Here is a 12692-nt window from a genome sequence, read left to right as displayed (position 1 = left end):
GTTGGGGCCGCGCGGTTKCGCGGCCCCGGGGTGGTTCAGCCGCGCGGCGGGAAGGGATCGCCGCCAAAGCTGTCGCGCTCGCGGATCTGGCCATTGCGGCCATGGATCAGCAGCTCGCTGTGCTGATTTTGCGCGATGCCGCGCGCCGCCTCGATTGCGGCAGCCTGCGTCTCATGCACCGACGTCGCGCGCTCGTTGCCCGCTCCGCGAACCGCCCAGCCGCCTTCGTGCGGCACCACGTGTTGGTTCTTGCCCATGTTCGTCTTCCTCCTTCCCCGCGCTGTCGGGTAAGTCGGCTTGCGACACCGCTCCCGAACCCCATGATTGGCGTTCGTGGGAGTAGGCCGAGCGCGGCGACGCTCGCGGACATCAAAAAAATATTTTATCTGCTTGTCCGAGGCGGCGCACAGAGTCAGCCTACCTCCCAAGGCAGTTCTTGGGAGTGACGTGAACCGCGACGCATTCGACCCTGACGAAATCCGCGCGGCACTCGATGGTCTCGCCGCCATCGATCTCGCTCGTTTGCGCCGCGCTGGCCGTATTTACGCCTTCGGGCTCGCGTGCGAGGCTGATGACCTGATCGGCGAGGCCGTTGCTGCGACACTTTCCGGCGCGCGGATCTGCCCGCGGGCGATGGCGCTGGTGCCGTTTCTGATCGGAGCGATGCGCAGCATCGCCTCGGCGGCGCGCGGTGCCGCGGGTCGCGTCAAGGCGACGGCCTCGCTCGATGCCACCGGTACCGACGGGCGGCGGCTTGTCGTTCCCGTCGATCCTGATCCCGACGCTGAAATGCGTCTGTTGGCCGCTGAGGACATGTCGGAGCGGATCGCGGCTCTCGAAGCGTTGTTCGCGAACGACGAGCAGGCCCTGCTGATGCTGATGTGCGACCTAGAATTTTACTCGAAGGAGGAGGTCATGACCATGAACGACCTGGACGATAAGGCCTATGCCACCATTCGACGCCGCATGCGCCGGGCGATCAATGGGAGGTATCCAGCCGGGTGGACTGCGTGAGCGGCGACAAGCCCGATCCTGCGCTCCACCGACTACTCGACGAACTGGCCGACGATCTGATGAACCTCAGCGATGCCGAGCTGCTCGCTGAGCTGGCCGCCGATAGTTTGGATGTCGAGGCTGAAGCGGCGGCCGCGCGGAGCGCGATCGCCGGTGGCGTTGCGCTTGCCGGCCAGGCACGGCTCGTCGCCGCGAGAACGGCCGTCAGTCGCGACCGCAAAGCGCGGGTGGTGCGTCCGCCGCTCCGTGTCGACCGGCGCGACGCGGTGCTCGCGCGCTTTGCCAATGACGATCCGAAGCTCAAAAGCCGCCTAACCATGGCTGCGCGCAAGGGCGAGGGTGTCAGCGAGAAGGAGATGGACGCGATCCTCGACGATCTGCGGGAGCTTGGCGCGATCGACGATGAGGGCAATCCTCTATGACGGGTGACAGCGCAGCGGAAGCCTTGCTGCGTTCGCTGGGCGTCACTCGTCCCGCCGACATCGACCTAGAGGCGATTGCATGGTCAGTCGGAGTCAAGGTGCGCGATGCCGTGCTCGAAAGCTGTGAGGCGCGTATCATTGGCTACGGTGACCGTGCGATTATCACCGTCCAGCAGGGCGGTGATCCACGCCGCCGGCGGTTCTCGATCGCGCACGAGCTTGGGCATTGGACCCACCATCGCGGTCGCTCTTCGGTATGCCGGTCGAGCGAGATCGGCAATCCCGGCTCAGCCAGCCAGCTTGAGCGCCAAGCCGACCGCTTCGCCGCCGATCTGGTCATGCCTCGTTATCTATTCCTGCCCTCACTCGCGGCGCACCGTCGGCCCAGCTTCGAGGCGGTTGACGCGCTCGCCAGCGATTATGCGACAAGTCGGCTGGCTACCGCGCTACGTTGCCTCGACTCGGCGGGATGGCCGGTCGTGCTGGTCTGCCACGGGAAGGGCGGGCGACGGTGGTTTAAGCGGAGCTCCAGTGTCCCCGACCATTGGTTTCCGCGCGAAGATCTAGACGCTTCATCATCGGCGTTTGCAGTGCTTTTCGGAGATACCGAGCGCTCGCGTCCGCAGGTCATAGGCGCGGATACTTGGTTCGATCGGCGGGATGCAGGGAGCTTCCGCCTTACCGAGCAGTCGGTTAAGGTGCATGGCGGAGAAATCCTGACTTTGCTGACACTTACGGATTCTGGCATGCTAGGCTAAGCCAGCGATAGCGGAAACTCGTGCCGGTATTAGACAGGTCGGCCGGCATCGACCCATTCGCGCATCGCCTCCACCATTTGAACGGTTGGATAGGCTCTGATGTCGTCGTCCGAGGCGCCTAGCGCCAGTTCGCGCTCCCAATACCATTCCTGGAAGGCGGCGTAATTCCCAAGGATACGGGATGCGCCAACGGCGCCTGCCCCGGCCTGCCGTACGAGCCAGGTCCGGACACTCCGCACTGCCTCGATGTAGTCGCCACCATGCGGGTGGATGTCCCATCCGGCGATATCGGACAGGCCTTTCTGATAATCGTATCGCGTCTCTTCGAGGATAAGGATTGCCTTGCCTGTGAGGTGACCTGCGCCGAACTTCCGGCATCCGTGATCGATACCGAGCTCGAACGGCATGTTCAGTCGCGCATATTCATTAGCTGCCGTTGATTTGCAGCGGCTCAGGTCATGGATACCGTATTTCGATCCACGGACGAGCTCTAGGATGCGATCAAGCCGATTGGCAGCATTATCCGCATTTTCAGGGGCGAGTCGGGGATAGAAACCCAAGTCGGTGACGCAGAAGGCGATCGCTTGCAAGATCGGAGCGAAGTCGTCGTCGAAAGGGCAGTTGACAAAGACCGACCGCTCGAAGGGCGGCGGCACGATCAGCCCTTGGGCGGATGGGGATCGCTACCGTAGGAGTTGCGCTCACGGATTCGCCCGTCGCGGCCGTGAATGTAGAGTTCGGTCTTCTGATTGCGCGCAATCCGCGTGGCTGCCGCGATCGCGTCGGCTTGCGTCGTGTGAACGCTGGACGCACGCGAGGCGCCCGCCTTCTTCACTCCCCAACCACCCGCATTAGGGACGACGTGCTGACCCTTTGCCATGATTCGTGTTTCTCCTTGGGCCGGATATAAGCAAAGCTCGGCGTTTTCGCCAGCAGGACGATGGTAACCTCGTGCCGCACTGGAGATCCAGCCGATCCAGGTCGCGGGCGCAGTCATCAGGACCTCATCTCGGTCTTTCCGTGCGGCTATCAGGCCAGGTCCAAACTGGAAGCTAAATCGTTCGATCTGGGAAGGACGAGGGCGTCTCGCGGGCCCGGACCTGAGTCTTGCCGCCTGCTAAAGCGACCTAGCCGAATGTCCGCTTACAATGTCCGCTTACATCGTCTGCCAACAAAAAGTTGCCAGTCCGCTCCCGGCCCACTTCCCGCCATTCCTTTTGGCGACGATCGAACGACCGCAAGTGGGTCGCTTGCCGACAGACCGCTTTATGAGTCCACGGCCCGGCTAGTAATGCGGTGAATGGGCATGCGGGCCATCGTCAGCCTCGCCCCATCTCCAGCGCGTCCAGATACGTATCCAGCGCGACGTTCCGCCCGCACAGCACCACCGCGACCTTCTTGCCGCGATAGCGATCGGCGACCTGAACGAGCCCAGCCAGCGCGGCCCCCGCAGCACCCTCGACCATCCAGCGATCGCTCTCGGCGAGCCGCCGCATCGCCCGAGCGATTTCGAGCTCGCTGACCCGGATCGTCTCGTCGATCACTTGCCGACAGATTTCGAACGTCACCGATCCCGGCTCGATCGCGCCCGCCGACCCATCGGACAAAGTCGGGCTTTCCGGCGTCTCGACGATCTCGCCAGCGTCGAGCGAGTCGAGCATGCAAGTCGAGGCCGCCGGCGACACCGCGACGATCCGCGTCCTGGGCGACAGCGCCTTGAACACCGTCCCCACGCCGCCGGTCAGACCGCCGCCACCCGTGCAGATGAACACCGCGTCGAGATCGTTCGCCTGCTCGATCAGTTCGAGCCCCATCGTCCCCTGCCCGCCCATCGTGTCGTAATCGTTATACGGCGGGATGTACGGCACACCGCGCCGCTCGGCCTCGGCGCGCGCCTGCAACTCGCCGTTGAGCGAATTGCCCTCGACCGTCACCAATTTGGCGCCCAGCGCGCGGATCGCGTCGAGCTTCATCTGCGGTGCGCTGTCGTTGACATAGACGGTGGCGCCGATCCCGAACGCGGCGGCGGCATGCGCGACCGCACGGCCGTGATTGCCGGTCGAGGCGGTGAACACCTCTTCATGATCGGGCGCGAGCAGCCGCACCTTGTTGGTCGCGCCGCGCAGCTTGAACGACCCGGTCGGCTGGAGATGGTCGCATTTGAGCCAGAGGTCGCACCCAAGCGCATCCGACAGCGCGTCGCTGCGCTGGAGCGGCGAGACCAGGACGTGCGGACGGATCGCGACATGAGCGTCACGGATGCGGTCGATCAGGGCGGTCATGTTGGATCCTTGGACTGGGAGGGTCAGCCGCGCAGCGCGGCGGAAATACCGACGAGCCCGGCCTCGAGCTGGTCGGCGGTCGGCCAGGCATAGCCGACGCGGAAATAGCGGTCGGACATCTCGAACCAATGGCCCGGGCCGACATAGGTGCCATGATCCTGGAGCAGGCGGCGATAGAAAGCGTCGGTGCCGCCCGGCGGGTCGGCCTTCATCCGCGGGAAGCACACCACGCCACCCGACGGACGCACCCATTCGAGCAATTCCTCACCCGCCATCCACGCGGCGACGCGGTCGAGCCGGCGGCGCCATTCGGCGAGCGTCGGGGCCAGGAAGGCGTCGCGCCTGGCGAGGATTTCCTCGGCGACCCACTCGTTGATCACGCTGCCGCAGATACTGATCTGCTCCTTGGCGGCGAGGAATATTTCCATCAGCGCGGGATCGGTATTGATCATCCAGCCGACGCGGATGCCGGGCACGCCGAACGCCTTGGACAAGGACGCGACGCTGATCACGTGGTCGCCGAGCGACGCCGCGATCGGCAGCCTGGTGGTGATCGCGAGGTCCCGATAGGTCTCGTCGACCAGCAGCAGGCAATTACGCTCTGCCGCCAGCGCGACCAGCGCGGTGAGTTCGGCCTCGCTCATCATCACGCCGGTCGGGTTGTGCGGGCAAGTGACGCTGATCAGCTTGGTCGCGGGGGTGATCGCCGCGGCGATTGTGTCGAGGTCGAGCGCGAAGCCGTTGTCGAACTCGAGATCGACGAAGCCGATCTGGCAGCCGATCGCGCGCGGCGTTTCGATATTGGTCGCGTAATTGGGACGCACGACGACGAGATGATCGTCCTTGCCCAGCAAGGCGGTGGCGATGATGAACAGCGCGCCCGCCGCACCGCCGCAGATCAGTACGTCGTCGACCGCAAGGCCCGGCGTCTTCTCGATGATCAGCGAGCGCAACCGCTCGCTGCCGCGATGCTCGCCGTACAGCAGGGTCAGATTGGGGACGGTCAGGCCCAGGCTGCCGATCGACTGATCGACGATCGAGCTCTCGGACAGATTGTTGCGGATGTTGCCGTACCCATATTCCTCGGGCGATTCGACCTCGATCGGCATCCGGACGTAACGCATCGTCTTCCCTTTCCTGGCCCCGTGCGGGCACGCGCGATTGTGCCGGATCGGCGCCGCGGCGCCATCCCTCTTGAGAGGGGGATAAATGCTCCCCTCCCTGCTCGCAGGGAGGGGTTGGGGGTGGGTGCGCGCGTCTGCGCGCCCAAGAAGACTCAGCGGCCGATCGCCAAAACAGCATCGGTCGAGGCATCGAGCCTCGCCCGATGCTACACCCACCCCTTAATCCCCTCCCTGAAAGGGAGGGGAGAGTAGCTGCTAGTGAACCGACGCGAACAACTCCGCGAGCGACGCTATACCCAGCTTGCGGAAAATCTGCTTGCGATGATCCTTGACCGTATGTCGGCTGATCCCGAGCCTGAGCGCGATGGCGTCGCTCGAACAGCCGAGCAGCAGCAAATCGCACACCTGATTCTCGCGCGGCGAGAGACACGTGCGGAGCGTGGCACCCTCTCCAGTCAGCACGCGATGGCGCTCGAACGCCGCAGCGATCGGCGTCGCGGCGGCGTCGAGCGCGCGCAACGTCGCGGCCGGTGCCGCATGGCGCCCGCGCTCTCGATAGAGGCCGAGTTCGATCGTCCCGCCCCAGCCGCGCAGATGAAGTCCAAGCTCCTCCTGCCGCTCGGGCCAGCCGGCGGTGCGGAACCCCAATTCCTCCTCGGGTGCCGGCACCAGCCAGGGCCGCAGCGCCGCGATGCGATCGGGTGCGGTGCCGGCGAAATCGCGCGCGCGCACCACGCCAGGCCGCGCCAGCATCGGGTTGATGCGATGCGTGACCCGCGCATAGGTCTCGATCGCCTCGCGCCGCCCGATCCGGTCGAAATCGTCGAACAGCACGCGCGGTCGGTCACTATCGGGGTGCAGGACGATCGCGGCGAGGTCGAAGCCGGCAAAGCGCCGCACGCTGTCCGCCGCCACGGCTAGGAAATCCGGCGCGCCGATCGCCCCGATCACCTCGCCGATCAGGTCGTGGGCCGACCGCATCAGTCCTTGATCCCGCGCCCGGCGCGCAGCCGCGCGAGAACGCCGTCGAGCGCAGTATCGAGATCGGGCAGCACGCCGTCGCGGGTGATCGCGCGGAACACTTGCTCGTTGATCCCGCCGCGCGTCTGATATTCGTCGGCGAGTTGCGCGAAACTCCGCTCAGGCGCGGCGGGCGAGGCACTGCCGAGACCTTCGAGCATCTGGGCCATGAAGGCGTGCGCCTTGGCAGCCTCGACGCCGTTCGCTTCCATCCACGACGTCACCGTTCGCGCGAAGGCGAAATAGCTGCTCATCGTCGCGGTTGCGGCGCTGAACACGTCGAACTCGCTTTCCTCGCCAAGCTCGATCGCGATACCGAGCCGGTCGTAGAGCGCCTTCACTTGCGCGTTGGGCGGAAAGACCGCGGTCGGCCCCTGCCCGCGCGCCACGGGCGGCAGCGGCACCGCCCGCGTCACCGTCGCGGCCGGCGCGGTGACCTCGTGGAGATAGTCGAGCGAGATGGTCGCGATCAGGCTGAGGATGTGCTGGTCGGAGCGGAAGGCGAGCGGCCGCAGTACTTCGTCGGCGATTTGCGGGCGGACCGACAGGACCACCATGTCGCTGGCATCGACCACCGCCTGATTATCGGTGGCGATCGTCACGTTGGGGAAGCGCGCGGCGAGGCCGGCGGCGATATCGGCGTTGCGCGGCGAGACGACGATCGGTTCGTTGCCGGAGAGCGCCAGCCCCTCGATCATCGCCGCCGCGATCGTACCCGTACCGACGAAGCCTAATGTTCCGACCACCTATCACCTCTCAACGATTGTTCTAATGTTTACTACAGTACAATTATTGTCGTGTCGATGGTCCGCGGCGTGGCATCAGCTCCCCCTCCCTGAAAGGGAGGGGCTAGGGGTGGGTGTAGCATCGGGCGAGGCTCGAAGCCTCGTCCGATGCTGTTTTGGCAAGTAGCTAGCGAGTCTTTTTGGCGCGCAGACGCGCGCACCCACCCCCAACCCCTCCCTTGCAGGGAGGGGAGTTAGCTTGCACGCAGATAGAGCTTAACAAGCCAGCCACGTATCGTTGAGGCGATAACCGTGCGGGAAAGGATCATCGGGATCGCTGCCATAATAGGAAACGCCGGTCAGCCACGCCCGCCCCGCGACTCTCGTCACCACCCCGGGCGTACCGCCAACAGTAGTTTCCCCCTCGATCTCGCAGAGGAATTCGGTATCGAGGATCGAGGTGTGAACGAACCGCTCGCCGACCGCGAGGTCGCCGCGCGCGTGCATCAGCGCCATCCGCGCCGAACTGCCGGTGCCGCACGGGCTGCGATCGATCCGGCCGGGCGAAACGACCACGGCGTTCTTCGCGGTCTTGACCCCGTCGCGCTCGGCCAACGGCCCGGCGAACAAGGTCTGGTTGATCGTGTGGATTCCCGGATTCTCCGGATGGACCGAGGGCAATTGCTCGGCCGCGGCGAGCTTGATCCGCTCGCCCATTTCGACCAGCGCGCGTGCTTCATCGCGTGCCAGGGTGAAGCCGAGCTTCTCCGCATCGACGATCACATAGATCATGCCGCCATAGGAAACATCGACCGTGACCGTGCCGAGCCCCGGCACTTCGACCGCGGCGTCGCGATGCATGACGAAGGCGGGAACGTTTTTGAACGATACCCGGCGGCATTTGCCGTTGTCGCATTCAGCTTCGACATGGACCAATCCGGCCGGCGTATCGACGATTAGGTGCGTGATTGGTGCTAATATTGGCACCATTCCGGTTTCGAGTACGGCGGTGACCGTGCACATCAGGTTAGACCCTGACATTGCAGGATAATAGTCCGATTCGATGACGATCAGGCCGATATCGGCCTCGGGCGCGATCGGCGGGGTGACGAGGTTGACCGCGGCGTTCACGCCCCCGCGCGGATCGGACAGCAGCATGCCGCGCAGCCAGTCCTGATCGCGGATAAGTGCTTGTTGTTGCTCGAACATTGAGGATGCGCGCGGGGCGATGACGCCGCCGGTGATGACGCGGCCGACTTCTCCTTCGGCGTGCGCGCCGACGACCGTGATGAGGTGTTGCAAGCGCATAACTCAGCTTCCCGATTGGATATTGGATACAATTTTTACGACACCGCGCTTTTAGTGCTCCGCGGCCCTGGCCTGGCGCAGGGCCATGACGAGGGTCCGCCCGGCGTCGAGAATGTGCAGTTTGAGGAACGCGACCGCCGCTTCGGCGTCGCGCAGCGCGCAAAGGCGCAGGATCTCGCGATGCTCGCGCTCGGCCGTGTCGAGGCCGTCGGTCACCAACAGATGCAGGCGGATATAGCGTTCGACGCGGAGGTTGATGCCGTGGAGGACGGCCAGGGTCTGCGGCCGCCCGGCGGGGAGGTAGAGCTGGCGATGAAAGGCCCAATTGAGCCGTCCCCAACTCGCCATGTCGCCGCGCCGATAGGATTGCTCGAGCGCGCCCAGGACGTCCCGCGCCTCCGCAATGTCGCTGTCCGTCATCCGCCAGATCGCGCGCACCAGCATATCGGCTTCGAGTAAGGCGCGGAGTTCGAACAATTCTTCCACCTGCTCGGTCGGGATCGAGGTGATGACGGCGCCCCGGTGGGTCTGCATCGAGACCAGCCCGCACGCCTCCAATTGCCTCAGCGCCTCGCGCACCGGCATCCGGCTGACGCCATATTCCTCGGCAAGCACGTCCTGGACCAAGGCCTCGCCGTCGCGGAACTCGCCACTCAGGATCCGCTCCTGCAGCGATTCGCGAATGTCCGCGGGGAGGCTCCGCCGTTCGATCTCATGCCGCTCCGATGGCGATTCCAGCAATGTCATGCCCTGTCCTTTGTCCCGGCGAAACGCCGCCGCTCATGGGGTCGATGTGCCGAAATCGAGCCCCTGCGGCAAACGCTATCGACATCCTAGTTTGTATTTTATATGTATCCAATACAATTATTGACGGAGAAAAATGGCATGACTGAGGCTTGGACGGGCGTTTTCCCGGCGGTGACGACGAAAATGACGCAATCGGGCGAGCTCGATTTAGACGCGATTCGTGCAAGTATTGAGCGGCTGGTGACCAACGGCGTGTCGGGAATCATCGTCCTCCCGATGCTCGGCGAGAATGCCTCGCTGACTCTCGCCGAACGCGAGACCGTCATCCGCGCCGCGGTCGAAATCGTCGGCGGGCGCGTCCCCGTTCTCTCCGGCCTTGCCGAGATCACGCTCGACACCGCGCGCGCCAATGCGAAGCTCTACAAATCCTGGGGTGCGCAAGGTCTGATGGTCTTTCCCAGCCTGGGCTATAAGAGCGATCCGCGCGAAACCGCCGAATGGTATCGCGGCGTGGCGGGCGCGTCGGACTTGCCGATCATGATCTACAACAACCCGATCGCTTATGGCGTCGACGTCACCCCGGCGGTGCTCGAGACGCTCGCCGACGTGCCCGAGATCGTCTGCGTCAAGGAAGAGAGCGGCGACATCCGCCGCGTGACAGATTTGCGCGTGGCGCTGGGCGACCGGTTCAGCGTGTTCTGCGGGGTGGACGATCTGATCGTCGAGAGCATGGCGCTGGGCACGACTGGCTGGGTGTCGGGCATGACCAATGTCTGGCCCAAGCAATGCGTCGCCTTGTTCGAACTGTGTCGCGCCGAGCAATTCGCCAAGGCGCGCGAGCTCTACCGGATGCTCACGCCGAGCTTCCATCTCGATACGCACGTCAAGCTGGTCCAGTATATCAAGCTGGCCGAGAACCTCGTCTATGGCGCGCCCGAATGGACCCGCTCGCCGCGCCTCTCGCTGGTCGACGAGGAGCGGAGCTTCGTCGTTGACACGATCCGCGGGGCGATGGATCAGCTCGCCGGCTCCGCCTGGGCCTGAGCCCACCATCATCCCTATCGAAGGACAATCGCATGACCGAGATCAAACGCTGGCACCCGACCGCCCGCATGAACCAGATGGTGGCGTATAACGGCCTGATCTTCACCGCCGGCCAGGTCGCCGAGGAGAATGCCGGCAACAGCGTCGCCGAGCAGACCGCCGAGATCCTGCGCACGATCGACAGCCTGCTGGCCGAAGCCGGCAGCGACAAGAGCCGCATCCTGAGCGCGACCATCTATCTGGCCGACATCGCCGGCTTCGCCGAGATGAACACGGTGTGGGATGCGTGGGTGTCGCGCGACGGCATGCCGGCGCGTGCGACGGTCGAGGCGCGGCTGACCGGGCCGGAATATGCGGTGGAGATCAGCGTGATCGCGGCGGGCTTATAGAACGCGTTCTAGATCGCTAGCGTTTCACCGTCCGCGGGGATGAGCAGGCGCTGGTCGTAGCCATCGCGCTTCGAGAAGGCACGCAGGTCGGCTCGACTGAGGATGCAATGGTTGACCGCTTCCATGTGGCTGGCGATCAGCGTGGCGTTCGGCGCGGCACGATGCACGGCGAGGACGTCGGTGGGACCCATGATGATCGGGTCCAATCCGATCACCGTCGCCATGCCCGCGTTCACTACGATCACGTCCGGGGAGTAGCGGGCAATGGCGCGCTCGACCTCGGCATTCCAGATCGTGTCGCCGGCGACATAGAGCGTCTTGTGCGCGGGATGGCGCATGACGAAGCCGCTGACCGGGCCGAGGATCTGCGGCAGCGCCTTCAGTGCCGCGTCGGTGCCATGCTGGCCGCCGGTACGGGACAGGCGCACTCCCTGAAACTCGGTGTTTTCGCCCAGCAGCCGCACGTCGGAGAAGCCGGCCGATCGGAGCTGGGCGGCGTCCGCGACATTCTGCGCGAAGATCGGCCGCGACTTGTTCAGCTTGGCCTTCGCCGCTTCGTCCCAATGGTCGGGATGCAGGTGCGTCACGATGACGGCATCCACATCGACGATCGAGGCGAGCGGCATGGGCAGCGGCACCAGCGGGTTGCGCCGCTGGCTGTTCGCCGTTCCCTCGAAGCCGGGATAGGCGTCTTTGTCTCCCAGCAACGGGTCGACAAGGAAGCGGACGCCGCCATAGTCGATCTGCAAGGTCGCATTACGCACCTGGGTCAGGCTCGCGCTGCGTGATGAACGCTCACCAGCGACAGAGGCCGGCCCGCTGGCAAGAAGTGTGGTCGAGGCAAGTAGCGCACCACCGCCCAGGACGATTGCCTGGCGGCGTGTCAATGCGGTCGGCGTGTGCGGAGCATCAACCATCGAACGGCGTTCCTTAATTGATAACCCGATCATTTTCCGACGTTTCCGGGCGGCCGGCGCGCGCCGCCGCCCGGGACGTTGCGGCTAGTTAGCGTCGGCGGCCGCGGCCTCGATGAAGGCGGCGACGTCCTTGGGGTGGGAAAGCATCACGGCGTGACTGCTGTTGATCACGGTCAGCTTGGCCTTGGCGCGGGTCGCCATGAAGCGCTGGGTGGTCGGCGAGACCATGTGGTCCTGCGTGGTCAGCATCCAGCGAACCGGTTTGTCCTTCCACGCCGCGGAGGTGAGCTTTGTCTGCACCGCGCCGACGCCCCAGGGAACCTGCGCCACCGCCATGAAGCCGGTGATCGAGATATCGACATCCTGGGCAAAGGCGGTCGGGAACTTTACGGGATCGACGATGATGAACCCGTCGGCCGGCGGCAGCAGCGGCGGTCCGGACTCGCCGGGGACCGGCCGCGTCGCGAGTTCGAACACCGACTCCCCGACATCGGGCGCAAGCGCCGCGATATAAGCGAGGCTCTTTACCTTGGGATCGGCGCCGGCTTCGGTGATGACCGCGCCGCCATAGCTGTGGCCGACCAGCAGGACCGGCTTGGTCGCCTTCGCGATCACCTGACGCGTCGCCTCGACATCGCCATCGAGGGTGACGGTCGGGTTCTGGACGACCAGCACTTCATAACCGTCCTTGGTCAGGATGTCGTAGACCGACTTCCAGCCCGAGGCATCGACAAACGCGCCGTGCACCAGGACGATCGAAACGGGCTTGTCGGGCGCGCGGGCCTGAGCGGCGGCGGAAGCGGTGGTAGCCATGGCGAGAAGCACTCCTGCGATAAGATGTTTCACTGACGTCACTCCAGGTTGAACGGGTCGCGCTTCCGGCCCGGGGTGCCCCGGGAAATGCCGGGGCAGGAAGCGCGCAGGACCGGGTTGGGATCGAGT

General features: G+C 64.9%; 16 protein-coding genes. 5 read left to right on the top strand and 11 right to left on the bottom strand.

Annotated features, from left to right (window positions below):
- Positions 1-35 precede the first annotated feature (35 nt).
- A complete protein-coding gene (locus tag AC1DSD_RS05740) occupies positions 36-257 on the bottom strand; it encodes a DUF2188 domain-containing protein (RefSeq protein WP_277317520.1) in 222 nt (73 codons plus the stop codon).
- Positions 258-447: 190 nt separating this feature from the next.
- Between AC1DSD_RS05740 and AC1DSD_RS05735 the strand changes: the two genes are divergently transcribed.
- Genes AC1DSD_RS05735 through AC1DSD_RS05725 form a run of 3 tightly spaced genes read left to right on the top strand, consistent with a single transcriptional unit; the run spans position 448 to position 2194 of the window.
- The gene (locus tag AC1DSD_RS05735; RefSeq protein ID WP_478028958.1) at positions 448-1014 is read left to right on the top strand and encodes a hypothetical protein; all 567 of its coding nucleotides are present in this window, start codon (positions 448-450) and stop codon (positions 1012-1014) included.
- Positions 1011-1436 (top strand): hypothetical protein, encoded by a 426-nt coding sequence (locus tag AC1DSD_RS05730; RefSeq protein ID WP_478028956.1) that lies wholly within the window; start codon positions 1011-1013, stop codon positions 1434-1436. The genes AC1DSD_RS05735 and AC1DSD_RS05730 overlap by 4 nt, the downstream gene beginning before the upstream one ends.
- Entirely contained in the window at positions 1433-2194 is a 762-nt protein-coding gene (locus AC1DSD_RS05725; RefSeq protein WP_478028955.1) for an ImmA/IrrE family metallo-endopeptidase, read from the top strand. The genes AC1DSD_RS05730 and AC1DSD_RS05725 overlap by 4 nt, the downstream gene beginning before the upstream one ends.
- Positions 2195-2223: 29 nt before the next feature.
- Here AC1DSD_RS05725 and AC1DSD_RS05720 read toward each other — a convergent pair whose 3' ends face one another.
- From AC1DSD_RS05720 to AC1DSD_RS05685, 8 genes are all read right to left on the bottom strand, one after another.
- The gene (locus AC1DSD_RS05720) at positions 2224-2850 is read right to left on the bottom strand and encodes a hypothetical protein (protein ID WP_478028954.1); all 627 of its coding nucleotides are present in this window, start codon (positions 2848-2850) and stop codon (positions 2224-2226) included.
- Between the two features lie 2 nt (positions 2851-2852).
- Complete coding sequence (locus AC1DSD_RS05715) at positions 2853-3074, bottom strand: DUF2188 domain-containing protein (RefSeq protein ID WP_478028952.1); 222 nt, start codon at positions 3072-3074, stop codon at positions 2853-2855.
- A 439-nt stretch (positions 3075-3513) separates the two neighbouring features.
- Positions 3514-4476 (bottom strand): threonine/serine dehydratase, encoded by a 963-nt coding sequence (locus tag AC1DSD_RS05710; protein ID WP_478028951.1) that lies wholly within the window; start codon positions 4474-4476, stop codon positions 3514-3516.
- A 23-nt stretch (positions 4477-4499) separates the two neighbouring features.
- On the bottom strand, positions 4500-5600 hold the full coding sequence (locus AC1DSD_RS05705; protein WP_478028950.1) for a pyridoxal phosphate-dependent aminotransferase: 1101 nt from the start codon (positions 5598-5600) through the stop codon (positions 4500-4502).
- 255 nt (positions 5601-5855) lie between these two features.
- Entirely contained in the window at positions 5856-6581 is a 726-nt protein-coding gene (locus tag AC1DSD_RS05700) for a helix-turn-helix transcriptional regulator (protein ID WP_478028949.1), read from the bottom strand.
- Positions 6581-7366 carry a pyrroline-5-carboxylate reductase gene (locus AC1DSD_RS05695; protein WP_478028947.1) on the bottom strand — a complete coding sequence of 262 codons (786 nt, stop codon included), beginning with the start codon at positions 7364-7366 and terminating at the stop codon, positions 6581-6583. Before AC1DSD_RS05695 ends, AC1DSD_RS05700 begins: the two co-directional genes overlap by 1 nt.
- A 255-nt stretch (positions 7367-7621) precedes the next feature.
- On the bottom strand, positions 7622-8653 hold the full coding sequence (locus tag AC1DSD_RS05690) for a proline racemase family protein (protein ID WP_478028945.1): 1032 nt from the start codon (positions 8651-8653) through the stop codon (positions 7622-7624).
- 51 nt (positions 8654-8704) lie between these two features.
- Positions 8705-9400, bottom strand: a complete 696-nt coding sequence (locus tag AC1DSD_RS05685; RefSeq protein ID WP_478028944.1) for a GntR family transcriptional regulator — start codon at positions 9398-9400, stop codon at positions 8705-8707.
- A gap of 138 nt (positions 9401-9538) precedes the next feature.
- On the opposite strand from AC1DSD_RS05685, the gene AC1DSD_RS05680 reads away from it, so the two are divergent.
- Entirely contained in the window at positions 9539-10444 is a 906-nt protein-coding gene (locus tag AC1DSD_RS05680; protein WP_478028942.1) for a dihydrodipicolinate synthase family protein, read from the top strand.
- A gap of 32 nt (positions 10445-10476) precedes the next feature.
- Entirely contained in the window at positions 10477-10833 is a 357-nt protein-coding gene (locus AC1DSD_RS05675; protein ID WP_478028941.1) for a RidA family protein, read from the top strand.
- Positions 10834-10841: 8 nt separating this feature from the next.
- Here AC1DSD_RS05675 and AC1DSD_RS05670 read toward each other — a convergent pair whose 3' ends face one another.
- On the bottom strand, positions 10842-11783 hold the full coding sequence (locus AC1DSD_RS05670) for an MBL fold metallo-hydrolase (protein WP_478028939.1): 942 nt from the start codon (positions 11781-11783) through the stop codon (positions 10842-10844).
- Positions 11784-11834: 51 nt separating this feature from the next.
- Complete coding sequence (locus AC1DSD_RS05665; protein WP_478028937.1) at positions 11835-12563, bottom strand: alpha/beta hydrolase; 729 nt, start codon at positions 12561-12563, stop codon at positions 11835-11837.
- Positions 12564-12692: the final 129 nt, after the last annotated feature.

This window comes from Sphingomonas sp. P4_D12 (genome assembly GCF_056401895.1).
Note: the sequence above shows the minus strand (reverse complement) of the source record. Positions and strands in the feature narration are given on the sequence as shown.

Bases quoted from the DNA above. Each gene is read 5' to 3' on its own strand.
- AC1DSD_RS05670 (WP_478028939.1), bottom strand. From the start codon at position 11,783: ATGATCGGGTTATCAATTAAGGAACGCCGTTCGATGGTTGATGCTCCG.
- AC1DSD_RS05725 (WP_478028955.1), top strand. From the start codon at position 1,433: ATGACGGGTGACAGCGCAGCGGAAGCCTTGCTGCGTTCGCTGGGCGTC.
- AC1DSD_RS05700 (WP_478028949.1), bottom strand. From the start codon at position 6,581: ATGCGGTCGGCCCACGACCTGATCGGCGAGGTGATCGGGGCGATCGGC.
- AC1DSD_RS05685 (WP_478028944.1), bottom strand. From the start codon at position 9,400: ATGACATTGCTGGAATCGCCATCGGAGCGGCATGAGATCGAACGGCGG.
- AC1DSD_RS05705 (WP_478028950.1), bottom strand. From the start codon at position 5,600: ATGCGTTACGTCCGGATGCCGATCGAGGTCGAATCGCCCGAGGAATAT.
- AC1DSD_RS05665 (WP_478028937.1), bottom strand. From the start codon at position 12,563: ATGGCTACCACCGCTTCCGCCGCCGCTCAGGCCCGCGCGCCCGACAAG.
- AC1DSD_RS05680 (WP_478028942.1), top strand. From the start codon at position 9,539: ATGACTGAGGCTTGGACGGGCGTTTTCCCGGCGGTGACGACGAAAATG.
- AC1DSD_RS05690 (WP_478028945.1), bottom strand. From the start codon at position 8,653: ATGCGCTTGCAACACCTCATCACGGTCGTCGGCGCGCACGCCGAAGGA.
- AC1DSD_RS05710 (WP_478028951.1), bottom strand. From the start codon at position 4,476: ATGACCGCCCTGATCGACCGCATCCGTGACGCTCATGTCGCGATCCGT.
- AC1DSD_RS05715 (WP_478028952.1), bottom strand. From the start codon at position 3,074: ATGGCAAAGGGTCAGCACGTCGTCCCTAATGCGGGTGGTTGGGGAGTG.
- AC1DSD_RS05675 (WP_478028941.1), top strand. From the start codon at position 10,477: ATGACCGAGATCAAACGCTGGCACCCGACCGCCCGCATGAACCAGATG.
- AC1DSD_RS05740 (WP_277317520.1), bottom strand. From the start codon at position 257: ATGGGCAAGAACCAACACGTGGTGCCGCACGAAGGCGGCTGGGCGGTT.